The organism is Mycolicibacterium nivoides, assembly GCF_003855255.1.
In the GTDB taxonomy this organism is placed as follows: Bacteria; Actinomycetota; Actinomycetes; order Mycobacteriales; family Mycobacteriaceae; genus Mycobacterium; species Mycobacterium nivoides.
Window position 1 is genome coordinate 5761506 of sequence record NZ_CP034072.1, and the last position, 23563, is coordinate 5785068.

Annotated in this window: 24 protein-coding genes and 1 pseudogene; 16 read left to right on the forward strand and 9 right to left on the reverse strand. The window is 66.4% G+C overall.

From position 1 onward, the window contains the following. Positions 1-28: 28 nt before the first annotated feature. Positions 29-304, forward strand: a pseudogene (locus tag EH231_RS28190) (helix-turn-helix domain-containing protein); the annotation flags it as partial. On the opposite strand, the gene EH231_RS28195 reads toward EH231_RS28190, so the two are convergent. Continuing rightward, positions 288-1697 carry a carboxylesterase/lipase family protein gene (locus EH231_RS28195; protein ID WP_090424019.1) on the reverse strand — a complete coding sequence of 470 codons (1410 nt, stop codon included), beginning with the start codon at positions 1695-1697 and terminating at the stop codon, positions 288-290. The pseudogene EH231_RS28190 and the gene EH231_RS28195 sit on opposite strands and share 17 nt — an antisense overlap. Positions 1698-1699: 2 nt before the next feature. After that, positions 1700-2608 carry an MBL fold metallo-hydrolase gene (locus tag EH231_RS28200; RefSeq protein WP_090424018.1) on the reverse strand — a complete coding sequence of 303 codons (909 nt, stop codon included), beginning with the start codon at positions 2606-2608 and terminating at the stop codon, positions 1700-1702. Positions 2609-2710: 102 nt separating this feature from the next. On the opposite strand from EH231_RS28200, the gene EH231_RS28205 reads away from it, so the two are divergent. Next, a complete protein-coding gene (locus EH231_RS28205; RefSeq protein ID WP_090424017.1) occupies positions 2711-3592 on the forward strand; it encodes a helix-turn-helix transcriptional regulator in 882 nt (293 codons plus the stop codon). 7 nt (positions 3593-3599) lie between these two features. After that, a complete protein-coding gene (locus EH231_RS28210; RefSeq protein WP_090424016.1) occupies positions 3600-4436 on the forward strand; it encodes an SAM-dependent methyltransferase in 837 nt (278 codons plus the stop codon). A gap of 124 nt (positions 4437-4560) precedes the next feature. Here the strand turns inward: EH231_RS28210 and EH231_RS28215 are convergent, their stop codons facing one another. Continuing rightward, the gene (locus EH231_RS28215; RefSeq protein ID WP_090424799.1) at positions 4561-5139 is read right to left on the reverse strand and encodes a VOC family protein; all 579 of its coding nucleotides are present in this window, start codon (positions 5137-5139) and stop codon (positions 4561-4563) included. Between the two features lie 99 nt (positions 5140-5238). On the opposite strand from EH231_RS28215, the gene EH231_RS28220 reads away from it, so the two are divergent. The 4 genes from EH231_RS28220 (at position 5239) to EH231_RS28235 (ending at position 10250) form a co-directional block, all read left to right on the forward strand. Further along, entirely contained in the window at positions 5239-5868 is a 630-nt protein-coding gene (locus EH231_RS28220; protein WP_090424015.1) for a TetR/AcrR family transcriptional regulator, read from the forward strand. Further along, positions 5865-6992 carry an alpha/beta hydrolase gene (locus tag EH231_RS28225; RefSeq protein ID WP_164481049.1) on the forward strand — a complete coding sequence of 376 codons (1128 nt, stop codon included), beginning with the start codon at positions 5865-5867 and terminating at the stop codon, positions 6990-6992. The genes EH231_RS28220 and EH231_RS28225 overlap by 4 nt, the downstream gene beginning before the upstream one ends. Then, positions 6968-7957, forward strand: a complete 990-nt coding sequence (locus tag EH231_RS28230; protein ID WP_170856148.1) for a 2-hydroxyacid dehydrogenase — start codon at positions 6968-6970, stop codon at positions 7955-7957. Before EH231_RS28225 ends, EH231_RS28230 begins: the two co-directional genes overlap by 25 nt. Positions 7958-8042: 85 nt before the next feature. Next, entirely contained in the window at positions 8043-10250 is a 2208-nt protein-coding gene (locus EH231_RS28235; protein ID WP_090424014.1) for an acyl-CoA dehydrogenase family protein, read from the forward strand. A gap of 112 nt (positions 10251-10362) precedes the next feature. Here EH231_RS28235 and EH231_RS28240 read toward each other — a convergent pair whose 3' ends face one another. Then, on the reverse strand, positions 10363-11073 hold the full coding sequence (locus tag EH231_RS28240) for a FadR/GntR family transcriptional regulator (protein ID WP_049924853.1): 711 nt from the start codon (positions 11071-11073) through the stop codon (positions 10363-10365). A gap of 230 nt (positions 11074-11303) precedes the next feature. Here EH231_RS28240 and EH231_RS28245 point away from each other — a divergent pair, with 230 nt between their 5' ends. The 6 genes from EH231_RS28245 to EH231_RS28270 all read left to right on the forward strand — a co-directional run bounded on the left by EH231_RS28245 (position 11304) and on the right by EH231_RS28270 (position 16083). Beyond that, positions 11304-12215 carry an ABC transporter substrate-binding protein gene (locus EH231_RS28245; RefSeq protein WP_124713784.1) on the forward strand — a complete coding sequence of 304 codons (912 nt, stop codon included), beginning with the start codon at positions 11304-11306 and terminating at the stop codon, positions 12213-12215. A 56-nt stretch (positions 12216-12271) separates the two neighbouring features. After that, positions 12272-13804, forward strand: a complete 1533-nt coding sequence (locus EH231_RS34650) for an amino acid ABC transporter permease/ATP-binding protein (RefSeq protein ID WP_090424011.1) — start codon at positions 12272-12274, stop codon at positions 13802-13804. Beyond that, positions 13801-14235 carry a RidA family protein gene (locus EH231_RS28255; protein ID WP_090424010.1) on the forward strand — a complete coding sequence of 145 codons (435 nt, stop codon included), beginning with the start codon at positions 13801-13803 and terminating at the stop codon, positions 14233-14235. Before EH231_RS34650 ends, EH231_RS28255 begins: the two co-directional genes overlap by 4 nt. Beyond that, a complete protein-coding gene (locus EH231_RS28260) occupies positions 14235-15356 on the forward strand; it encodes an acetamidase/formamidase family protein (RefSeq protein ID WP_090424796.1) in 1122 nt (373 codons plus the stop codon). Before EH231_RS28255 ends, EH231_RS28260 begins: the two co-directional genes overlap by 1 nt. 110 nt (positions 15357-15466) lie before the next feature. Then, positions 15467-15754, forward strand: coding sequence for a hypothetical protein (locus EH231_RS28265; RefSeq protein ID WP_124713785.1), 288 nt, complete (start codon positions 15467-15469; stop codon positions 15752-15754). Between the two features lie 17 nt (positions 15755-15771). After that, the gene (locus EH231_RS28270) at positions 15772-16083 is read left to right on the forward strand and encodes a hypothetical protein (protein WP_090424009.1); all 312 of its coding nucleotides are present in this window, start codon (positions 15772-15774) and stop codon (positions 16081-16083) included. Here the strand turns inward: EH231_RS28270 and EH231_RS28275 are convergent. Genes EH231_RS28275 through fadD2 form a run of 3 tightly spaced genes read right to left on the reverse strand, consistent with a single transcriptional unit; the run spans position 16072 to position 19480 of the window. Then, on the reverse strand, positions 16072-16938 hold the full coding sequence (locus EH231_RS28275) for an SDR family NAD(P)-dependent oxidoreductase (RefSeq protein ID WP_090424008.1): 867 nt from the start codon (positions 16936-16938) through the stop codon (positions 16072-16074). The genes EH231_RS28270 and EH231_RS28275 overlap by 12 nt on opposite strands. A gap of 56 nt (positions 16939-16994) precedes the next feature. Next, entirely contained in the window at positions 16995-17777 is a 783-nt protein-coding gene (locus EH231_RS28280) for an SDR family NAD(P)-dependent oxidoreductase (RefSeq protein WP_090424007.1), read from the reverse strand. Between the two features lie 29 nt (positions 17778-17806). Further along, positions 17807-19480 (reverse strand): long-chain-fatty-acid--CoA ligase FadD2, encoded by a 1674-nt coding sequence (gene fadD2, locus EH231_RS28285; protein WP_164481050.1) that lies wholly within the window; start codon positions 19478-19480, stop codon positions 17807-17809. Positions 19481-19534: 54 nt separating this feature from the next. Between fadD2 and ligD the strand changes: the two genes are divergently transcribed. Then, positions 19535-20764, forward strand: coding sequence for a non-homologous end-joining DNA ligase (gene ligD, locus EH231_RS28290; RefSeq protein WP_090424793.1), 1230 nt, complete (start codon positions 19535-19537; stop codon positions 20762-20764). Between the two features lie 43 nt (positions 20765-20807). On the opposite strand, the gene EH231_RS28295 is transcribed toward ligD, so the two are convergent. Then, positions 20808-21269 (reverse strand): SRPBCC family protein, encoded by a 462-nt coding sequence (locus EH231_RS28295; RefSeq protein WP_090424006.1) that lies wholly within the window; start codon positions 21267-21269, stop codon positions 20808-20810. A 119-nt stretch (positions 21270-21388) separates the two neighbouring features. Beyond that, entirely contained in the window at positions 21389-21673 is a 285-nt protein-coding gene (locus EH231_RS28300) for an ArsR/SmtB family transcription factor (RefSeq protein ID WP_090424005.1), read from the reverse strand. A gap of 123 nt (positions 21674-21796) precedes the next feature. On the opposite strand from EH231_RS28300, the gene EH231_RS28305 reads away from it, so the two are divergent. Continuing rightward, positions 21797-22672, forward strand: a complete 876-nt coding sequence (locus EH231_RS28305) for an NmrA family NAD(P)-binding protein (RefSeq protein WP_090424792.1) — start codon at positions 21797-21799, stop codon at positions 22670-22672. 40 nt (positions 22673-22712) lie between these two features. After that, positions 22713-23279 carry a GNAT family N-acetyltransferase gene (locus EH231_RS28310; protein WP_241177818.1) on the forward strand — a complete coding sequence of 189 codons (567 nt, stop codon included), beginning with the start codon at positions 22713-22715 and terminating at the stop codon, positions 23277-23279. Positions 23280-23563: the final 284 nt, after the last annotated feature.

Consider the following 23563-nt stretch of genomic DNA (forward strand, 5'->3'; position numbering starts at 1 on the left):
ACCGTGATCATCGATCTCGACGCGCGCCCTGACCGGGTTGTCGGCCCGCCGGCTGATCGCGTCGTTCCGTTCCGAGGTGGGCCTGACTCCCAAGACCTATCTGCGGGTGCGCCGGTTCCAGGCTGCGATGAGGATGCTCGACGCCGGGGACGTCCGCGGCGCCCGGATCGCGGCCGATCTGGGCTACTTCGACCAGGCGCACTTCGTCCGGGAGTTCCGGTCGTTCACCGCCATGACGCCGACGCAGTACACCCAGCGCCGCACATGGCTGCCCAGCCATGTCGGCGTCAGCCCCGGCCGGTGAACCTACGCGTCACCGATGCCGCCCAGCCCGGATCACCCGTGGTGGCATAGCCGACCCAGGCACCGTGCATCTGGGCGGCCAATGTGGCGGGAGGCTCGCCGGGCCCGAGCAGCGCAGCCGGGCCGCGCAACGACTCCAGTCCGATCCGGTCGAACACGAACGGCAGCTCAACCGCATGGGCTGCACCCAGCGTGCCGTCCACAGCTTCTGAGCGCCAAGAGAATTCGTAACGGTGGGTACCGGCACCCGCCAGTTGCTCATGAGCTCGGGCGGTGCGGTCGCTGCCGGAGCGGAACAACGCGTCACCGAGAATCGCTGCGCGCAGCTCACCCCAGCCCGCACGAGGAAGGCGCGAGCGGTACTGCCGGACCAGATTCGCGGGGTCGGGGGCCACGCGCGCGGCGAGTCGCTCGACGTCGTCGCGGGTGGTGGAGGCGAGTTGAGACTGCGGGGCCAGGTACAGGTTGCCCTCCTCGGCGTTGGTCCCGATGAGCAGCCCAACTTCGGGATTGAGCCGCTGCGCCGGTTGCTCGGCCAGCACCAGGCTGAACGGGCTCAATCCCAGCAGCGGGTCGAAATGTTCTTCGGTGTGCAAATCGAGCCCGGACAGCCCGGAAACCACCTCGACGAGCTGTTCGTCGGAGAGCTGGTCGAAGCCTGCGACGGTGGGCTCGACGCCCAGAGACTGGGCCGCGGCCCTGGTCACCCGGCCGGCCTGCGCTGGGCTGAAAGCACCGAACCCGTTGCCGCTCTGCATGATTGCACGGCGGATCAGGGACTGCACACCAGGGGTTCCCAGCACTCCGGCGGTGACCGTCGCGCCCGCGGACTGGCCGAACAGGGTGACGTTGCCGGGATCCCCGCCGAATGCCTCGATATTGGTCTGCACCCAGGCCAGCGCGGCCAGCACGTCGAGCAGCCCGCGGTTGGGTACCGCCCCGGGCAGAGCCAGAAATCCGGTGATCCCGAGCCGGTAGGTGACCGTCACCAGCACCACGCCGTCGCGGGCGAAGGCGGTTCCGTCGTAGAGCACCGAGCGGGTGGAGCCGGCGACGAAGCCGCCGCCGTGGACGAACACCATGACCGGACGGCGCTGCGCGTTCGGCGGGGCCCAGACGTTGACCGTGAGATAGTCGTCGCCGCGCACCCAGCCCGGCCCGAAGAAGGGCGACATGTCCAGGCGTCCGAAGCCGTTGCGGGGTGGCTGCGGAGCGGTCGGTCCGGGCCTGATCGCATCGCGTAGGTCGCGCCACGGTTCGTGGGCGATCGGCGCCGCGAAGCGGCCCGCGGTCATAGGTGCTGCGGCGTAAGGGATACCGAGAAATATCTGCGCGTCCGGGGTCTGGAAACCACGCACGGCACCGGTTGCCGTCCCGACGATCGGATCGTCCATCCTCACGAACCCTCCGCCACCCGGTCGAACGGTGCCCATGCCTTGATCGCGTACCTGTCGCCGTCGCGCATCACCTCGGCACCGCCGTGCCCGCCGAAATGGGCCGGTATCACCAGTGTGTTGGTGTCGGCGGCCTGGCCCAGCACCCGCCGCCGGGTGGCTCGCGCCTGCACCGGGTCCTCGCAGTAGCAGCTGTTGGTGTCGGGGTCGACGACCTGCAGCGCCGTGTGCATCATGTCGCCGACGAAAACAGCACGGTCACTGCCGGACCGCAGCCTGACCACCGCCGAGCCCGGGGTGTGGCCCGGGGCCGCCTCGAGCGCGAGGTTGGCGTCGATCTGAAAACCCTCCTCCCACAACACTGTTTGTCCCCCTGCATGGACGGGGGCCACGCTGTCGAGGAACACGTTGTCCCGCCCTGGCACCGGGTCGCCCCGATTCGCCGGGTTCCAGAAATCGAAGTCGGCCAACGGCATCAGATAGGTGGCGTTCGGAAAGGTCGGGATCCAGTTGCCGTCGTCGAGGTAGGTGTTCCAGCCGACGTGGTCGACATGGAGGTGGGTGTTGATCACCACGTCGACATCCTCGGGAGCGACACCGGCCCGGGAGAGGTTCCCGAGAAAATCGGTGTCCAGGTGATGCCAGACCGGGGCATGCGGCCGGTCCTTGTGATTGCCCACCCCGGTGTCGACCAGGATGGTCCTGCCCTCGCTGCGCAGCAGCCAGGTCTGAATGGCGCAGACGCAGACATCGTTGTCGGGGTCGTAGAAGTCGGGCGCCATCCATCCCTCGTTGCGTCGCCACACCTCGTCAGAACTCTCCGGGAAGAACTCCCGCGGCGACAACCGCACCGAGCCGTAATACTCCATCACCCGGGTCACGCTGACGTCGCCCAAAACGATTTCGTTCATGGAATCCAGCCTGGTCACGCCCTGTCAGCTCAGCCAGGCCCCACTGTGCCTACCCCTGGCGGGGATAGGCACGGCTCATCGGACCGCAGGCATAGTGGGGTCATGACCACCGGACAACTCGGCGAATTCCTGCGGGCCCGGCGCGGTCGGCTGCATCCAGAGGATGTGGGTCTGTCCCGGTACGGCGAGCGGCGCCGGGTCGCGGGGCTGCGACGGGAAGAAGTTGCCCAGCTCGCCGGCGTCAGCGTGTCGTATTACACGCGGCTGGAACAGGGACAATCGGCCAATGCCTCGGAGGCGATCCTTGAAGCGCTGGCTCGGGCTCTGCAACTGGATGTTCACGAGCAGGCGCATCTGCGGGAGCTGGCATCACGGCGCGCGCAGCCGCCTCGACGTCCTCCCGTCGAGCACGTCAGCGCGTTGACGCGCGATCTGTTGCGCTCGCTGGACCACCTGCCGGTGCTGGTGCTCGGACGCCGCACCGATGTGCTGGCCTGGAACGAGCTGGGACACGCGCTGCTGGCCGGCCACGTGGATTTCACGTCGGTGGACAACCCGGCGACCCGGCCGAACCTGGCCCGGCTACTGTTCCTCGATCCCCATACTCGCGATCTCTACGTGGATTGGCACCGCAAGGTCCGGACGGTGGTCGGCAGCCTCCGCCTGGCGGCGGGTCGGCATCCCGACGACGCACTGCTGTCCGCCCTGATCGGTGAATTATCGGTCAAGAGCGAGGAATTCGTGTCGCTGTGGGCTGATCACCGGGTCAAACCCTGCGAGGCGGACTCCTATGACCTGCGCCATCCGCTCGCCGGACCACTCACGGTCACGATGCAGAATCTGACGCTGGCCCGCGACGCCGAGCAATCACTGGTTGTGGTGACGACGGCGGAGGGCTCGAGTTCGGCGGACGCGTTGCAGCTGCTTGGGCGGGAATCCCGGGGCAAAAATATCCAAGACCCGAGCCCTGCCGGACGCGCATGATGGCGACATGACCAACTCCGGACAGACTCCAGGTCAGGCAGTGGCCGACACCGGCGTCCTGGTGGCGGCAATCCGCGCCGAGGAAACCCGCCGCCCCGACCGGCTTTTCGATGATCCGTTCGCAGATCGCCTGGCCGGTGAGTCCGGTCGGCGGATGCTCGCTGAAGCCGTCGCCACCAGTGGTGACAAGTCCACGCTGCAGATCGTGGTGCGCACCCGGTTCTGGGATGAGGCACTGCTCACCGCCGTGCCACCGGTCAGGCAGGTGGTGATCGTCGCCGCGGGCCTGGACGCCCGGGCCTACCGGCTGCCGTGGCCCGACGGCACCACGGTGTTCGAACTCGATCAGCCCGCGGTGATCGAGGCCAAGGCTGAGGCGCTGGCCGGCGAAGAACCGCGCTGCCGGCGCGTGGCCATCGGTGTCGATCTCACCACCGACTGGACCGATACCTTGCGGTCCAACGGCTTTGACCCGGAATTACCTGCCGTCTGGTTGATGGAAGGGCTGCTGCAGTATCTGGACGAGGGCGCCGTGCACACGCTGTTCGAGCGGGTCGACGCGCTCTCGGCGCCCGGTTCGGTGCTGCTCTACGACATCGTCGGCAAGACACTGCTGGACAGCGTGATGCTGGCCCCGGTCCTCGAACAGATGTCCCGCAACGGGGCGCCGTGGCTGTTCGGCACCGACGCCCCGGAGCAGCTGTGTGAGCGACTGGGCTGGTCGGCGGTCGTCACCGATGTGGCCGCACCGGGGAACGAGTGGAACCGGTGGTTCGCCCCCGCGGTCCCGCTGGATGTCCCGGGAGTGCCGCGCGGGTATTTCGTCACCGCCACCAAGTCCTGACGCCGGAACGCGGTAGCTCCCTCAACCACTCCTGCCACGCACTGCGACGAATGTGCAGGTGTCTGTGACCACAGGCCGAGAATGCCGCAACAAGCTACACACTCGGCGCAGTGTCGGGAATCGGTTACCCGGCCGGCACCGGCGGCCGCCGGTCAGCCGCGGTCTTGGGCGCCGCCTGCACGTCGTTGTCAGCGAATTCCTTGGTCCAGCAAGCGAATTCCAGGGTGATCCCGTCCGGGTCGAGGAAGTAGAACGACCGAACGTAGACCCCGGGATGCACCGTCGCCGACGCCTGCATCGGGCTGTCGTCGTGGTTGAGCACCGGGCCGACGCGAACACCCTTGGCCTTGAGCTTCTGCCGGTACTCGTCGAACTTCTCGGCGGGCACGTGCAGGGCGATGTGGTTGAGCGATCCGGTGGCGCTGACGAATTCGCCGATGCCGGGGATCGCGGCCGGCGCGGAGATCCCGGGCACGCCGTCGGGTGCCTCACGGAACCAGAAGAAGGCGATGCAGTCCCCGTTGCCCGCGTCGAAGAAGAAGTGCTGCCCCATGCCGCCGGGCAGATCGAGCGATTTGATCAGGGGCATGCCGAGCACGTTGGTGTAGAAGTCGACCGTGCGCGCCATGTCCGCGCACACCAGCGCCACATGGTTGATTCCGCCGAACTCGAACTCAGAGTTGGGATTGTTGGGCTTGATCACGTCGATGAACCTCCGGGGCGAACGCGCCAAGGACTGGCGCAGATGCGAATCTGAATCTAACATCAGATTCAGATGTGATCAATGGCCGTGAGGAAATCTGTGACCGTCAGTCCCCGTACCCCGTTGCCGACCGCGCGTGGCCGCCAGACCCAGGCGGCGATCGACACCGCGGCCCGTGCGGTGATCGCCCGCAAGGGCATCCTGGCCACCACGATCTCCGACATCGCCTCCGAGGCAGGCCGGTCGGCCGCGTCGTTCTACAACTACTACGCCTCGAAAGAAGCGATGGTCCGCGAATGGGCCCTGCGATTCCGTAACGAGGCCCGCGAACGCGCCCTTCCCGCGACCGGACCGAACCTGACCAACTGGGAACGCAGCTACCAGGCCGCCTCCGCCCATTGGACGACCTACCGGCACCGGCTGGCCGAGATCATCGCCGTGTCCCAGATGGCGATGATCGACGACGACTTCGCCGAATACTGGGACGAGATCTGCCAGCTGCCGATCGCGATGATCACCGAGATGGTCAAACATGCTCAGCAGCAAGGATTCTGCCCCGACGACGATGCCCACCTGACCGCTGTTGCGCTGGTGTCGATGCTCAACCAGTTCTGCTACGTCCAGCTGTCCGGAGGGCGCGACGCCGCCGCCGATGACTCCGCCTGCATCACCACCCTGGCCAACGTGTTCTACCGGACCATCTACCACGAGGAGACCCCCCGCTCATGACCAATGCGTCACCGGAAGTGGTTCGCGAGTTCATCGGCCTGGAATCGCCTACGGCCCAGCGCGCGGGCGCGGGCGGATACCCCTGCCAGGGCCTCTATTACCGGAGCGCGGACCACAAGCCCACGGTCGCGGTGATCGCCACGCACTACCAGATCGACTTCTCCGAGCACTACATCGCCGACTACCTGGCGAGCAGGGGCATCGGCTTCCTCGGCTGGAACACCCGCTTCCGCGGATTCGAGAGCAGCTTCCTGCTGGACCACGCGCTGGTCGACATCGGGGTGGGCGTGCGCTGGCTCCGTGAGGTACAGGGCATCGAAACCGTTGTTCTGCTGGGTAATTCCGGTGGCGGTTCCTTGATGGCGGCCTACCAGTCTCAAGCTGTCGATCCGAACGTCCGGCCACTCGAGGGCATGCGGCCGGCCGCGGGCCTGACCGAACTGCTGCCCGCCGACGGGTATGTGGCCAGCGCGGCCCATCCGGGCCGCCCGGACGTGCTGACCGCCTGGATGGACGGGGCGGTCGTCGACGAGAACGACGCCATCGCCAGCGACCCCGACCTGGACCTGTTCGACGAGCGCAACCCGGCACCGTTTTCGGCCGAGTTCGTGGCGCGCTACCGCGCGGCCCAGGTCGCCCGCAACGAGAAGATCACCGACTGGGCCGAGGACGAACTCAAAAGGATTCAGGCAGAGGGGTATTCGGACCGGCCGTTCACCGTGATGCGCACCTGGGCCGACCCGAGGATGGTCGATCCGACGGTCGAGCCGACCCGCAGGCAGCCCAACCTGTGCTACGCCGGGGTGCCGATCAAGGCCAACCGGTCGGCGCGCGGCATCGCCGCGGCCACCACCGTCCGCAATTGGATCGGCATGTGGAGCCTGCGGCATGCCCAGACCCGGGCTGAACCGCACCTGGCCCGGATCGCCTGCCCGGCCCTGGTGATCAACGCCGACCAGGACACCGGGGTCTACCCATCCGACGCCAAACGCATCTACGACGCGCTGGCGAGCACGGACAAGTCCCAGTGCTCCATCGACACCGATCATTACTTCACCACTCCGGGCGCGCGCGACGAGCAGGCCGATACCATCGCTCGATGGATCACGAAGCGGTGGCGGTGAACCCCGGCCGGATCAAGGTCCTGGCCCACTTCACGCCTGGTGACAAGGTGATGGATTTTCTTGCACCTCACCAGGACTGGCTTGATGTGACGTTCTGCGCCGAGGACGACGACGCCACGTTCTACCGGGAGCTTCCCTCCGCCGAGGTGCTCTGGCATGTGTTGCGGCCGGTGTCCGGTGACGACCTGGAGCGCGGTCTGCGGCTGCGGCTGGTGCACAAGTTGGGCGCCGGAGTGAACACCATCGACGTCGACACCGCTACCCGGCTGGGCATCCTGGTCGCCAACATGCCCGGGGCCAATGCGCCCTCGGTGGCCGAGGGCACCGTGCTGCTGATGCTGGCCGCACTGCGCAGGTTGCCCGAGCTCGACCGTGCCACGCGGGACGGCACGGGCTGGCCCTCGGATCACACCTTGGGCGAAACCGTGCGCGACATCAGCGGGTGCACCGTCGGCCTGCTCGGCTACGGCAACGTCGCCAAGCGGGTGGAGAAGATCGTGGTCGCGATGGGCGCCGATCCCTCACAGGTGATCCACACCAGCACCCGCGACACCGGCCATCCGCAGTGGCGCAGCCTGCCGGATCTCTTGGCCGCCAGCGATATCGTCTCGCTTCACCTCCCGCTGACCGAGGCCACCAGCGGGCTCCTCGACAGCAAGGCCCTGGCTTCGATGAAGCCCGGCGCCGTCGTCGTCAACACCGCGCGCGGTCCGATCATCGACGAGTCCGCCCTCGTCGAGGCGCTGCGCACCGGGCAGTTGGCCGCGGCAGGCCTGGACGTCTTCGCCGAGGAGCCGGTGGCACCGGGAAATCCCCTGCTGGAGCTGCCCAATGTGGTGCTCACCCCGCACGTCACCTGGTACACCGTCGACACCATGCGCCGCTACCTGACCATGGCGGTCGACAACTGCCGGCGCATTCGCGACGGCGAGCACCTGGCCCACGTAGTAAACGGGGTTAGATAGGCCGCTGGAGTGGCGCCGGTCACGCCGGGGTACCCTCGGCCCAACCGACCGGTTAATAGATATATGCCCCGGATGGAGGAACCGCATGCCTATTGCGATCACGTCTGAGCACAGCGATCTGGCCGATTCTGTTCGGTCTCTGGTAGCGCGGGTGGCGCCCTCGGAGCTGCTCCACGAGGCCCTTGAAGTGCCGATCCCCAATCCTCCCCCTTATTGGAAAGCCGCCGCCGAGCAGGGCCTGCAGGGCGTTCACCTCTCGGAAGCCGTTGGCGGGCAAGGCTTCGGAATCCTCGAGCTGGCCATCACCTTGGCCGAGTTCGGCTACGGCGCGGTCCCGGGGCCGTTCGTCCCTTCGGCGATCGCCGGCGCGCTGATCTCGGCCGACGACCCCGAGGCCAAGATCCTGGGTGGGCTGGCCTCCGGCGAGACCATCGCCGCCTATGCCATCGACTCGGGCCTGACCGCGACCCGGCACGGCGACGGCCTGGTCATCCGCGGCGAGGCGCGGGCGGTGCCTGCCGCGGCGCAGGCCTCGGTGCTGGTGCTGCCGGTCGCGATCGAGTCCGGAGTCCAGTGGGTGGTGCTCGACGCCGCCCAGCTGGAGATCGAGCCGGTGCGGAGCGTCGACCCCCTGCGCCCGCTGGCCCACGTACGGGCCAACGCCACCGAGGTGACCTTGGACGAGGACGCTGGTCGCGTTCTTTCTCGGCTGAGCCGCGCCCACGCCCGCGCCCTGATCACGACCCTGCTGTCAGCCGAGGCGATCGGTGTCGCCCGCTGGGCCACCGACACCGCCACCGCCTACGCCAAGATCCGCGAACAATTCGGCAGGCCGATCGGCCAGTTCCAGGCGATCAAGCACAAGTGCGCCGGGATGATCGCCGAGACCGAGCGGGCGACGGCCGCGGTCTGGGATGCCGCCCGCGCGCTCGACGACGCCCAGGAAGACCCTTCTGCAGAAACCCATTTCGAGTTCGCCGCCGCGGTGACGGCCACCCTGGCACCTGCCGCCGCGCAGCACACCACCCAGGACTGCATCCAGGTGCACGGCGGTATCGGATTCACCTGGGAGCACGACACCAACGTCTACTACCGGCGCGCACTTGTGCTGGCCGCGTGCTTCGGCCGGTCCTCGGACTACCCGCAGGCGGTGGTCGATACCGCGACGACAACCGGAATGCGTCCGGTCGACATCGACCTTGATTCCGACACCGAGAGGCTGCGCGACGAGATCCGCGCGGAAGTTGCCGGACTCAAGGCGATTCCGAGTGGCGCCGAGCGCAACACCGCGATCGCCGAGGGCGGATGGGTGCAGCCGCACCTGCCCAGGCCGTGGGGCCGCGCGTCGGAACCCATCGAGCAGATCATCATCGCCCAGGAGTTCAACACCGGGCGCGTGCGGCGGCCACAGATGGGCATCGCCTCATGGATCATCCCGTCGATCGTGGCGTTCGGCACCGACGAGCAGAAGCAGCGCTTCCTGCCGCCGACATTCCGTGGCGAGATGATCTGGTGCCAGCTGTTTTCCGAGCCGGGGGCTGGATCGGACCTGGCCAGCCTGACCACCAAGGCCACCAAGGTCGACGGCGGCTGGCGCATCACCGGGCAGAAGATCTGGACGACGGGTGCACAGTTCTCTGAGTGGGGTGCCCTGCTGGCGCGGACGGACTCCAGCGCTCCGAAACACAATGGCATCACGTACTTCCTGCTCGACATGAAGTCCCCCGGCGTCGAGGTGAAGCCACTGCGGGAGCTGACCGGCAACGCGATGTTCAACACCGTGTTCATCGACGACGTGTTCGTGCCCGACGACATGGTGCTCGGTGAGGTCAACCGCGGATGGGAGGTCAGCCGCAACACGCTGACCAACGAGCGGGTGTCGATCGGCAGCAGTGAGCCACCGTTCCTGGCCAACCTCGACCAGTTCGTGGAATTCCTGCGGGACGGGCAGTTCGACCAGATCGAGCAGAATCACGCCGGGCAACTGATCGCCGAGGGTCACGCCGCCAAGGTGCTGAACCTGCGGTCGACCCTGCTGACATTGGCCGGCGGAGATGCCATGCCTGCCGCGGCGATCTCCAAGCTGCTGTCGATGAAGACCGGCCAGGGCTACGCGGAGTTCGCGGTGGCCTCCTTCGGCACCGACGGGGCCGTCGGGGATCCCGAACAGGAATTCGGCCGCTGGGCCGAGTACCTGTTGGCCAGCCGAGCCACCACGATCTACGGCGGTACCACCGAGGTTCAGCTCAACATCATCGCCGAACGCCTGTTGGGCCTGCCCCGCGACCCGTAATCTTCCCGCGCGAGACTTTCTCTTGCGCGAGCAGACGCGAATGTCCCTCAAAACCCGTGTTTTGGGGAACATTCACGTCTGCTCGCCGGGTAACTGGAGTGCGAGGCTGCTCTCATGAGCGCGTTGCTTTGGCGACGAGTTCGCGTACGTCGCGCAGGTGGTCTTCCATGGCCCGACGCGCGGCGAGACCGTCGTGAGTCCGAACCGCATCGAAGATCTCCTGGTGACCACGTACCGACGCGCAGCGCCCGTGCCTCGTGGAATGCGAGTGCTTACGCACCTCACCGGTCCACTCGCTGGCCAAGGTCTGCAGTGCGGTCAGAAGCGGGTTCTGCGCGGCCTGCGCGAGCAGCAGGTGAAACTCGACGTCGAGGCGAAGTGACTCGGCCTGCAGCAGGTTCTCGTGCGACTTGTCGAGGACGTCGCGAAGCTGCAACAGGTTCGCCGACGTAGCCCGGTGTGCCGCGAGTTCTGCGATCGAGGGCTCGATGACAGAACGCAATTCGGCGGCATGCTCTTGCTCTGTGCCGCCGCCGGCTATCGCCAGTAGCTCGTCGACGCTCGCCGTCGGCGCCAACACGATGGTTCCGCGGCCCCGGACGCGCGAGACGAGACGCTTCGATTCGAGCTCGTGCATCGCCTCGCGAAGCGAGGACCGCGATACTGACATCGACGCCGCGAGCTCACGTTCCGACGGGAGTCGCGTTCCGGGCGAGATCTCGCCCGTCGCGATGAGACGCTCGAAATGTGCTGCCAGCGCGACCGATACACTTTGCGGCCGCTGGATCAACGGCGGGATCGCCCCGCCTGCAGGTGCGTTCAACTCGGTTCCTGCCTCCCTGTTCAGATCCCAACATAGGTCCGATGGTCGGGCCAAGCAGTCCAAAAACCGACGCTGGCCGTTTCCGTCGGGATAACTCTTTGTTACCCGTGTTACGAGACGCGTTCCCGGCGTGCTGCTCCGTTGGCGGCCACCTAATTTCAATCCCAGTTGGCCGGACCATCCGGCCATGACCGCCCGCTCCCCTTCCGCGTCAGTGAATAGGACCTGCCATGAATCGCTCGCGTTGCACTGCACTTCTCGCCGTGGCCGTCGGTGTCGCACTCGCCGGTTGTTCCTCCTCGACGGAGGCGGCCACCACCGAAAAAGCGAGTGAATACAGCGATCTGGCCTCATCCGCGGCATGCACTGACCTGCGCGCCAAGAATCCGGATCTCGACGGCAAGACCCTCACCAATGCGATCAACCCCTACACGCCCGGGTATGAGACGGTGAATCCGGAAAACCCCAGCGAATACCACGGTTTCGATATCGACCTGGGAAATGCGCTCGGCGCCTGTCTGGGCTTCGACAACGACTACATCCCCGTCGGGTTCTCCGAACTCATCCCGACAGTCGCCAGTGGCCAGGCCGACTGGATCCTCTCCAACCTCTACGCGACGAAGGAGCGCGCCGCCGGCGGAGTCGACTTCATCAGCTACTCAAAGGTATTCGACGGCATCCTGGTGGCCAAGGGCAACCCGAAGAAGATCACCGGGATCGACACCTCGCTGTGCGGGCTCACAGTCGGACTCAACAAGGGATACGTCGAAGTACCGCTCGTCGAGGCTGTCGGGCCCGCCTGCGCAGCAGCCGGCCTCAAGGCGCCGACCGTCAGCCTGTTCGACTCGAGCGCCGACTGCACGCAAGCAGTCCTCGCCGGCCGCGCGGACGCGTACATGAACGACGTCAACACGGTCAACGGATTCGTCGCGGCCCATCCGGACAAGCTCGACTCGGCCGAGACCGTAATGCTCGACTACACGATCGGTATCGGGGTGCCACAGGGCAAGCACGAGTTCCGCGATGCCATCCAGGCCGCCCTCACCGAGGTGCAGTCGAGCGGGCTGCAGGACAAGCTCGCCGCCAAATGGAAGCTGACGGAGAACGCGGTCGCCGAACCGACGATCCTCAGCGTCGGCTGATGTCGCCGCTCAACATCAAAGCGACCCAACGCATATGACAGAAGTGAGGTGAGCTCATGGACCAATTCCTGCACTACCTGACGCTGCCGTGGCTGCTCGACGGCATGTTGTTCACCCTCCAGCTCACGCTGTACGGCTTTGGCGGCGGTGTCGTGCTCGGCGCTCTCCTTGCCGCACTGCAACTCACGAGATCTCGCGCGCTCACCGCGATCGGCCGTACCTACGTCGTCATCTACCGTGGCACGCCGCTGATCCTGCAGCTGGTGTTCGTCTTCACCGCGCTACCCCACATCGGAATCACGCTGCCGCCCTTGGTCGCCGGCTCGGTCGCCCTCGCGATGAACGAAGCGGTCTTCATCTCCGAGATCCTGCGCTCGGGAATCAAGGGCGTCGACCCGGGACAGTCACTCGCCGGCCGAGCTCTCGGCCTGGCACCCCGCAAGCTCATGCGGCGCGTGATCGCCCCTCAGGCATTCCGGTCGATGATCCCCGCCCTGGGCAACGAGTTCATATCCACCATGAAAAACAGTGCGCTGGCGTCGGTCATCGCTGTACCCGAGCTCACCCTTCGCACCCAACAGCTCGCCTCGGCCACCTTCGACTACTTCTCGATCTACTTCGCGACGGCCGTCATGTACCTCACACTCACCGCCGTCCTCAGCGTCGTCCAGCTGGTTCTCGAGGACGCGCTCAACCTCGACCGCGACCACAAGTCCCTGCTGTCCCGACTGGGGTTCCGGCGCCGGACGAGCACACCGGCTCCGCCGGCGAACCCCGCGGTCGCGCCCACGGCTGCCGCCGAACGTCAGGACATCGGGGAGACCATCCTCGAAGTCCACGACCTGCACAAGGCCTATGGCGAGAACCGGGTGCTCAACGGCATCAGCATGTCGGTGCGGCAGGGCGAAGTCATTGCGCTGCTGGGGCCGAGTGGATCCGGGAAGAGCACCCTGCTGCGCACGATCAACCATCTCGAGTCGGTCGACACCGGAACGGTTCGCGTCGCCGGACAGACCCTCGGCTACACCGAGTCCGGTACTCCGCTACCCGAAAGACAGATCGCGCGTGCCCGCATCGCCGCCGGCATCGGCATGGTCTTCCAGCACTTCAACCTGTTCAAGCACATGACGGTGAAGGAGAACATCGCGGCGCCGCTGCGCTGGATCCAGCGCCTGCCCCCGGAGGAGGCTGCCGAGCGTGCCGACCTGCTGCTGTCGCAGGTAGGCCTGGCGGACAAAGCCGATGTTCTCCCGCACCGGCTGTCCGGCGGGCAGCAACAGCGGGTCGGGATCGCGCGTGCCCTGGCCGCCCGCCCCAGGGTCCTGCTGCTCGATGAACCGACAAGTGCGCTCGACCCCGAACTCGTCGCGGAGGTCCTCGGCGTCATCCGCGGCCTGGCCCACCACCACGGCCTCACGATGATCATCGCGACGCACCAGTTGCGGTTCGCTCTTGAGGTCGCCGACCGGGTCGTCTTCATGGCAGGCGGAGTCGTCGTAGAAGAGGGCACCGCCGAGCAGGTGATCACCCGGCCGCAGAACCCGGTCACCGCCCGATTCGTCAACGCGATGCAGCTGGCCGACGCATGATCGGCAAACAGTCCTTCAGTTTCACTGCCGTCGAAGGCATTCCGCCGCAGGTCGGTCCGTTCGCCCACGCAACACGGTGGGGAGACACCCTGTACGTGACCGGCCAGATGCCCACCGATCCCGGGACCGGCCGACTCATCGCCGGCGACGTGGCCGAGCAGGCGAATCAAGTCATGGCCAATCTTTCGGCGGTACTCGCCCAGTTCGACGCCACGCTCGACGACGCCCTGATGGTGCGCGTCTACCTCACCGACTTCGACGACTTCGACGTGTTCAACGCCGAATACGTCAAGTGGTTCGCCGGACCGCTGCCCAGCCGTACCTGTGTCGGGGTCACCGGCCTTGCGGTGGGAGCGGCCGTCGAGATCGATCTCATCGTCGGGCTTTCCCGGCCACAGTCCAACCTCACCCCCGCACCCATGGAGGCATGATGATCTTCCCGACTCTTCATCCAGGCGAAGGCCACATCGGTGGCGAGCACTACCTGCAATCACACCCCGACGACGTGTTCTGGGGATGGCTTCCCAACGCGAGGACGAAGCCCGTGCTCTCGGTGGCGTCCGGCGAGACGGTGACGATCGACACCGTGAGCCATGAGGGGATCCTCGAAGACCAAGGGCGAGACCCTGTTTCGTACTTCGCGCAGTTCGGCGTCCAGAACGTCCTCAAGGACGTCATCGACATCGCGGCGAGTCCCCTAGCCCATGACGACACCTGTGGCCCACACATCGTCACGGGGCCGATCCATGTCGGCGAGGCGCGCCCCGGTGACGTACTCAAGGTCGAGATTCTCGACCTCGCGATGCGTGTTCCCTACGGCTTCATCAGCAGCCGGCACGGTTACGGCGCCCTCGCCGGCGAGTTCCCCGAGTTTCCCGACTCCGAGCCGGTACGCGCGGTCGACCAGATCGTCTCGATGGGCACGATCAGTCATTTCAGCTGGGTCGAGAAGCACCAAGGGATGCCCTACGGCATGCTGTCGGCGGGCAGCGGCACCGGCCGTACCGTGCGATTCCCGATCAACCCGTTCCTTGGGATCATGGGCGTCGCCCGGGCAACCGAGGATCCGGTGCCATCGGTACCTCCCGGGGACCACGGCGGCAACATCGACATCAAGCATGTCGTGGCGGGTTCGACCCTGTATCTGCCCGTGCAGGTCGACGGGGCCGGCTTTTTCACGGGCGACCCGCATTTCGCACAGGGAAATGGCGAGGTCGCGCTGACGGCGCTCGAAGCACCTCTCCGGGCCACCGTGCGACTGTCCGTTCTGAAGTCCGACGACGCGCGGGCAGCGGTGGGCGCCGTCGCAAACCCGGTAGTGGAAACCGCGACGCACTGGATCCCGACCGGCATGGACGCCGACCTCGACGAGGCCATGCGCATCGCGGTCCGAAATGCCGTCACGTTTCTCAATACTCGGCTGAACGTACCGCGCGATGTCGCCTTCGCGTACCTCTCGGCGGCCGGCGATTTCGAGGTGAGCCAGGTGGTGGACGCGGTCAAGGGAGTGCACTGCATGATCCGGAAGGCCGACTGGGCCGCTTGGTCCTAGGCAGTTTCACCGTCCGGCCCCGGAAACCGGGGCCAAAGCGACCTGCCCGTTCGCCACCGCTGGTGCTACCGTCGAAATAGGCGGCTACCAGAAACGGTTGACACTCAACGATGAGCACGTCACGACTACGCATTCTGCGCCCGGTGCTGCTGGGCGCGGCTGCGCTGTCTGTCGTCATCGCGCCGACCGCCGTGTGGGGGCAGGTCTCCCCGGCGCCCGCCCGGATCCAAGCCGACCCATGTGTGAACGGCGTCATTCCGTGGAACCCCTACGTGGTGAACTGCAATCTGCAGCCCAGGCCACCCCGGATACGCGGGTCCGCTCCCGATGCCGGCGCCATCATCGCGTGCCGCGGCAAGCCTGGATGTCTGGCCTGGTACATCAACGGGCCGCCGTGACGATGTGAGCGGGCGTCATGGGAAGCGACGAGGACGACGTCGAAAAGAGTTGGCATGACCCGCAGATGTTCCGATCCGCGGTGGGTTACGTGCTGGCTGTGCTCGCTGTCGCCGGCGTTGCCCTGACGTTCTATGCCTTCGATCATTCCGTGCTGTCGGCGTCGCTGGTTCCGACGATCGTGTTCGTCGGAGGGGTCGGGGCATTCGTCCGGACCTACCAGGTGTGGCGAGCCGAGGGCACCTGGCCCATCTGGCAGGGCGCAGGGTGGTTCCTGCTGGCGTTCTCGTTGATGTGCCTGGCGGTGCCCGGCTCAGCGTTACTCTCCTAGCGCACCCTTGGGGAGCGCGGCTTCGACTGCACGATTCCGGTCGAGAGCTGTTTTCGCCAGCCGCAAGGACAACCGCGGTGACAGCCGCTCCAGGTACCAGAACGCCTTCCACCATGCCGGCACGATGATGATCGCGTCATTGCGCATCACGGCACGGACCACCCGGTCGGCAAACACGTGAGGATCCATGGGCCGCAACGGCTCCCAGACCTTCTTGATGAACTCTTCATCTGTGACGCCAGGGGCCTTGAGCCGCCCGAACTTGCCACCGGTGAGGATCGGGGTGCGGATCACGCCCGGGCAGAGCGCCGAAACCCGCACGTTGTGGCGATCGGCCTCGACTCGCAGTGTCCGCGAGATCGCGACGACGGCATGTTTGGTGGCGGAGTAGCTCGCCTGCCCCGCGCCGGTCATGAGACCTGCCATCGACGCCGTGTTCACGATGTGACCGCTGCGCTGCCGGATCATGATCGGGTAGACCGCCTGGATGCCGTGCACGACACCGCGCAGGTTCACATCGAAGACGTCGTTCCAGTCGTCGAGCGTGTAGGAGTCGACTTCGCCCCCGACCCCGATGCCCGCGTTGTTGAACAGATAGTCGATGCGGCCCGACTGTTCCACCACCGTGGTCGCCACGCGTTCGAACGCGGCGGGGTCGCGCACGTCGAGCTCGATCGCGTGTGCTGTTCCACCGCCCGCATCGAGACGGCCTGCGAGGTCCTGTGCGGCGTCGATCTGCCGGTCGGCTATCCAGACCTCGGCGCCTTCGCCGGCCAGCCTGGCCGCCAGCGCAGCACCGATACCTGATGCGCCACCGGTGATGACGGCGACCTTGCCTGACGCACTCGACCCCATGGCCGCAGAATACGTTCGATCTCGCTGCCCCGCCGGGAGTTTTGGCTGACTAAGGGCTAGGGCAGAATCGAGTCGACGTAACCGCCGTCGACCCGCAGCGCTCCGCCCGTGGTGGCCGAGGCCAGCGGAGAGGCCAAGTACGTCACCATGTTTGCGATCTCTTCGGGCTCGATCAGTCGCTGGATCAACGACTGCGGCCGGTGCTTGATCATGAATTCGCGCTGCGCCTCATCCCACGGCAGCGATTTGTCGACGAGTTGGTACACGAAGTCCTCGACACCCGCCGTGTGGGTCGGCCCGGCGATCACCGAGTTCACGGTCACCCCACTACCCGCGGCTTCCTTGGCGAAACCGCGCGATACGGCGAGCAGCGCCGTCTTGGAGACGCCGTAATGGATCATCTCCGCCGGCGTGACAATGGCGGAGTCACTGGCGATCTGGATCGCCCGGCCCCAGCCCCGCTGAGTCATCCCGGGCAGGTAACTGCGGATAAGTCGCACCGAGGCAAGGACATTCACGTCGAAGTAGGTGCGCCACTGCTCGTCGGTGATCTCCAACGGCGGCACCGCCCCGAAGATCCCCAGGTTGTTCACCAGGATGTCGACATCGGGCAGCTGACGCAGCAGGTCGGCCGTTCCCTCCTCGGTGGATACGTCGGCGGCGACGCCCAGGACATCGAACTCGCTCAGTTTGGAGACGGCTTCATCGACGCGGGCCTGCGTGCGACCGTTGACGGCGACACGGGCGCCGCTGCGCGCCAGTTGCTCGGCGATTGCCAGCCCGATGCCCTGTGTCGAACCCGTGACGAGCGCGGTCTTTCCGGTCAGTTCGATGTTCACAAGGCTGTACTACCACCGATGTGGGCAAACTATTCCAGGTTGCGTAGCTCGCGCTTGAGGATCTTGCCGGTCGGGTTGCGCGGCAGCTCGTCGAGGAAGACCACCTCACGCGGCACCTTGTACCGCGCCAGGTGCTCTTTGACGTAGGTCTTGATCGAGTCTTCGTCAAGGTCGGCACCCTCGGCCTTCACCACGAAGGCCTTCAGCCGGGCACCCCACTCCTTGTCCTCGACACCGAGTGCGGTCGCCTCGATGACATCGGGATGACCACTGATCAGATCCTCGACCTCGGCCGGGAACACGTTCTCACCGCCGGAGACGATCATCTCGTCATCACGGCCGCTGACATAGAGCAGACCGTGCTCGTCGAAGTATCCGACATCGCCCGACGACAACATGCCGTCGATGATCTGCTTCCCCCCGCCGCCGGTATAACCCTTGAACGGGAACGTGTTTCGCACGAAGATGCGGCCCACCTGGCCCTGCGGCAGCTCGTTGCCGTTGTCGTCGATGATCTTGACGGTGATGCCCTTGACCACCGGCCCGACCGTCGACGGGTTGATCGACAGGTCCTTGGGCCGGGCGATGCTCGCGAACGCGATCTCGGTCGATCCGTAGAGGTTGTAGATGACCGGCCCGAGGTCCTTGAGCGCCCGGGAGGCCAGCTCGGCGCCGAGCTGGGACCCGGAGACGAACACGATCCGAAGTGAGGACAGATTGGGCTTCGGCTTCATCTGCTCGAGATGGTCGAGCATCCGCGAGAGCATGACGGGCACCACCACCATGGCGGTGACCTGGTGTTTCTCAACGTCTTCCAACACGGTGGCGGGCTTGAACCGGCGACGCAGCACCAGGGTGGTTCCCAGCATCATCGCGATGGTGGCGTGCAGGAAGCCGAGCGCGTGGAACATCGGCGCGGGCAGCGACGTGACCTCGCCCGCCTTGAACGGGACATGCGACAGCACGCCCCCGATCGGGGCGAGCGACGGCGGGGCGGCCCGGTTGGCCCCCTTGGGCGTCCCGGTGGTGCCGCTGGTCAGGATGATGATCGACGGGTGCTTGCTGGCCTTGGGGGCGGGCCGGCCATTGCCGCGCGCGATGACATCGGCCAGGGTCTCGTCGGTGCTGCCGGAGGGCTTGTCGGAATCCGGGTTGACGCCCAGCGCCCGCAGTTTGCCCAGCTCCGGCTCGGCATGGGCCACAGCCGCGGTGTACTCGTCGTCGTAGATGATCACCTTGGCGCCCTCGCGCTCGGAGACCTCTTTGATCTGCGGGCCGGAGAACTCGGAGTTGAGCAGGATGATCCGGGCGCCCACCCGGGCAGCGCCGTACAGCGCGACCAGGAACCAACGGTGGTTACGGGCCAGGATCCCCACGCCGTCACCGCCCCTGACGCCCATCGTGAGCAGCTCGTGGGCCACCGCGTGCGCCGCGGCGTCGAGCTCCCCGAACGTCAGCTCGCCCTCGTCGTCGATCACCGCGGCACGCTTGGGATGCCGACGCGCGTTGAGCGCCGGGATCATCCCGATCTCGCCCCAGGTGCGGATGTCACCGAGCATGGCCAGGATGTTCTGCGGGGGCTCCAGCCGTAGCGCACCCGCCTCGAACATCTTGCGGGCGTAGTGCAATTCGGCCGCGCCCCGCTCCGCGTACTGCTTGGCCTTCGCGGTCACATTCGCCGGCAGATCAGACAGACTTGGCATGTCGCCACAATAAGTGACATCTATCGCACCGCGGGCAGTAACTACCATGTGGTCATGGCCGGTGCAGTGTCGCTGGAGATAGACGGCCTCGAGGTGGCCGTCAGCAACCCCGACAAGGTGGTCTTCCCTGATGCGCACGTCACCAAGCTGGACCTGATCAACTACTACCGGTCGGTGGCTGACGGCGCCCTTCGCGGGGTATACGGACGTCCGATGATCCTCAAACGGTTCGTCAAGGGCATCTCCGCCGAGGCCATCTTCCAGAAGCGGGCACCCGAGAAGCGGCCGGATTATGTGGACGTCGCCGAGCTCAAGTACCGGTCCGGCACGTCGGCCAAGGAGGCGGTCCTGCGCGACACCGCGGGCCTGGCGTGGGCGGTGAACCTGGGGTGCGTCGATCTGAACCCGCACGCGGTGCGGGCCGAGGATCTCGACCATCCCGACGAGCTGCGGGTCGACCTGGATCCGATGCCCGGCGTCGGCTGGTCACAGATCGTCGACGTCGCCCAGGTGGCCCGCGAGGTGCTGGAGGAGCACGGTCTGACGGCGTGGCCCAAGACTTCGGGCTCGCGCGGCTTCCACGTCTACGCGCGCATCCACCCGAGGTGGCCGTTCACCAAGGTTCGGCTCGCCGCCGAAACCGTGGCCCGGGAGGTGGAGCGACGCGTTCCCGATCTCGCGACGGCGCGCTGGTGGAAGGAAGAACGAGGCACCCGGGTCTTCGTCGACTTCAACCAGAACGCCAAGGACCGCACGGTGGCCTCGGCCTACTCGGTACGAGCCACGCCCGATGCCCGGGTTTCCACGCCGCTGCGCTGGGACGAGGTCGACGGGTGCCGTCCGGAGGCGTTCACGGTCGCCACTGTGCCCGACCGGTTCACCGAGATCGGCGACCCGTGGGAGGGCATGGACATCACGGTCGGCGAGTTGGACCCGTTGCTTGCGCTCGCCAAGGAGCTCGGCCCGGCCGAGAAGGCACCGAAGGGCGCCTCGCACGATGGGCGAAGACAATCGACCATGCCCCTGATCGAGATCGCCAAGACCAAGACGAAGGATGAGGCGATGGCGGCGCTGGACGTGTGGCGCGAGCGCTATCCCGCGGTGGCCGGGCGGCTGGAGCCCGTCGACATCCTGCTCGACGGGATGCGGGGCCCGAGTTCGATCTGGTACCGCGTGCGGATCAACCTGCAGCACGTGCCCGAGGCCGAGCGCCCGCCGCAGGAAGAGCTGCTCGCCGACTACAACCCGTGGGAGAACTACCGCGGTGCACAGTGGAAGCACTGACTTTTCCACCGGGACCGCACTCGACCAGGCCTGAGTGGAGCGCTCAGGCCTCCGCCGTCGCCTTGATCGCGGCGAGTGTCTGGGGGATGCCTGTCTTCGCAGATTGGGTGCGCGTGGCGATCTCGGATTCAGCCCTATCGCCGAAGCGGTCGTGAAAGCCTGCGATGCCCTTGGGCTTGAAGTGCCAGGATTGGGTGAGGCGCGTGCCACCGTCGACCGGCTCCAGGGTGAATCCCCAACGGACCCACCCGTTGTTGACCTCCCAGGCGAACTCGCGGCCGGGGTCGGCGGCGACCACCTGGCTGCGAGTCTCCCACGTCCGCTCGGGCGTCTCGTTGCGTCCGGTGAACCAGGCACCGACCTCTGGGCCGCCGCCGTCATCCCACCAGCACGCCCGGCACTGCGGACTCCATTCACCCATCCGGGTGATGTCGGAGACCAGGCTGTACACGTCCTCGGGAGCACGTGCGACATGGATCGAGTGGGCGAATTCGAGATCGGTCATGCGTCTCTCCTATGTCGAGCCACTGCCGTTTGGCAAGCGGTGAACGACGACGCATCGTGGATTGGCTCGGGCTTGCCCAATGTCTGGCACTCCTTCGTCCTTGCGCGGCACCCAGCCGCCTACAGACCGTTACGTTCGGCGACCAGCAAGGCCAGCAACCCCGGGAATTGCCGGTCGATCTCCACGCGCCGGAGCAACACACCTTTGCGGTTGCCGTAGTCGGTGAGCTGGATCAACCCGCTCTCACCGAGCACCCGAAAGTGGTGGGTTGCGGTCGACTTGGTGACCTTCAGCGCAAATGACGAGCAGGTGTGCTCCACATCCTCCTCGGCCTCGGCGAGCTCGGCCACAACGCGCCGGCGATGCGGGTCGGCCAGCGCTGCCAGGACAGTACCCAGCGTCATATCGGATTCCACTGCCGCGCAACCTATCCCCACGCAGGTACGATTTGCATCGTACCTTCAACGTGGCTAACCTCGCGTACGAAGTTCATCGTACCTTCTCGGTGCGTGATCGAAGGAGAGCTCATGTGCGCACACCACAACGAGACGGTCGCCGTCACCGGCGTCACCGGAGCGTTGGGCAGCCGAATCGCAGCGGCACTCGCCGAGCGCGAGGTTCCACAGCTACTCGTGGCGCGTAACCCCGCGGCCCTGCCCGACCTTGTCGGGGCGCAACGCCGAGGCCCCGCCGAGTATGCCGACGCCGCTGCGATGCGGCAGGCACTGGACGGTGCGTCGACCTTGATCTTGATCTCCGGGCACCCGACGGGCCGTCGCCTGGAAGAACATGCCACCGTGGTGGAAGCCGGTCTCGCCGTCGGGGTGCAACGAGTCCTCTATGTCTCGCTGCTCGGAGCAGGTCCGGTCGCCACCTACCGCAATGCCCGCGACCACTGGCTCACCGAGCAGTTCATCGCCGGAACAAGGTTGCGCCACACCATCTTCCGCGCCGGATTCTACGGTGCGACGCCCGCCGCGCTGGCCGACGAGAACCTCGTCATCCGCGGCCCGGGCGGCACCGGGCAGGCCGCGTTCGTCACTCACGGTGATATCGCCGCGGTCGTCGCCGCCGTCGCCGCGGATTCGAGTACCGAACACGACGGTGCGATCCTCGAAATCACCGGACCCGAGCTACTCACGCTTGAGCAAGCGGTGGCCAAGATCGCCGCGGCGACGGGGCGGCCGTACCGCTATCACGCCGAGACCCTGGAAGAGGCGTTCAGCAGCCGTTGGCAACAAGGCATCAGCGGCAACCAGATCGAGGCCTGGATCTCCTGGTATCAGGCCATTGCCCGCGGCGACGTCTCCGCGCTGACCGATGTGGTCGAGTCGGTGACGGGCAATCCGGCCACTGGAATCGAGCGTTCCGACTGGTGGCCCGAGCCGAATACGTCCTACTGACTTCCGTCCGGCTCACCTGTTCGAGGAGTGCGATACTGCCGTGGTGATCGATGCTGGGGCGGTTCGGGTATTCGCCGTCGGCTCGCCAGATCTCGCGGCACGGATGACCGGGCCCACCACGGCGCTCCTGCAGGAATTGGTGGCCGGGGACGCCGCGTTGGGCTGGGTCGATCCACCATCGGAGGCCGAGGTTGCGGAGCTGCTGGGCGCGATCACCCGCGGAGCCGGTGACGGTGACGCCGCCCTGCTGATCGCCGAGGTGGACGGCCAGTTGGCAGGGTTCGGTTACTGGCGTAGGTACGCACGTCCGACGCATCGGCCACATGCGGATGTGGAAAGGGTCGCGGTCGATCCGCGATGGCAAGGCCTCGGCATCGGCCGGCGCCTGATGACGGCATTGGTCCAGGCCGCCGCGGATTCAGATGTGGAGGTGCTGACCCTCGATCTCAGGGGTGACAACCAGCGCGCCGCGCGGCTCTATGAGTCCTTGGGCTTCAAACGCTATGGCCTGCTCGAAGGATTCGTCGCGGTGGGTCAGCGACGGTACGACAAGTTGTTCTATGCCCGGGATTTACGTCAACGGCCCGGAACGGTGTCGCACCCCTGACCGGAAGCACGCCGGCCAACAATTCTGCGGTGCCCTCAGGTGATTCGACGTGGAAGTGGTGGCTTCCCGAATCGACGAGCACGATGTCGATTCGGTCGCGATAGCGGTAATGGCACCGAGATCGGTTCTGTCACAACCCCAGCCGTGGACAAACACGAGGGCGGCCCATCGGCCGGGCCGGTCACCGTGTACCGGATCGTGGTCTCGTGCGGACGTTGGACCTCGCGGACCGCGGCAGTCCATTTCGTCGCCGACAGCGCTTCCTTTCGAGACGGAGTTGGCTC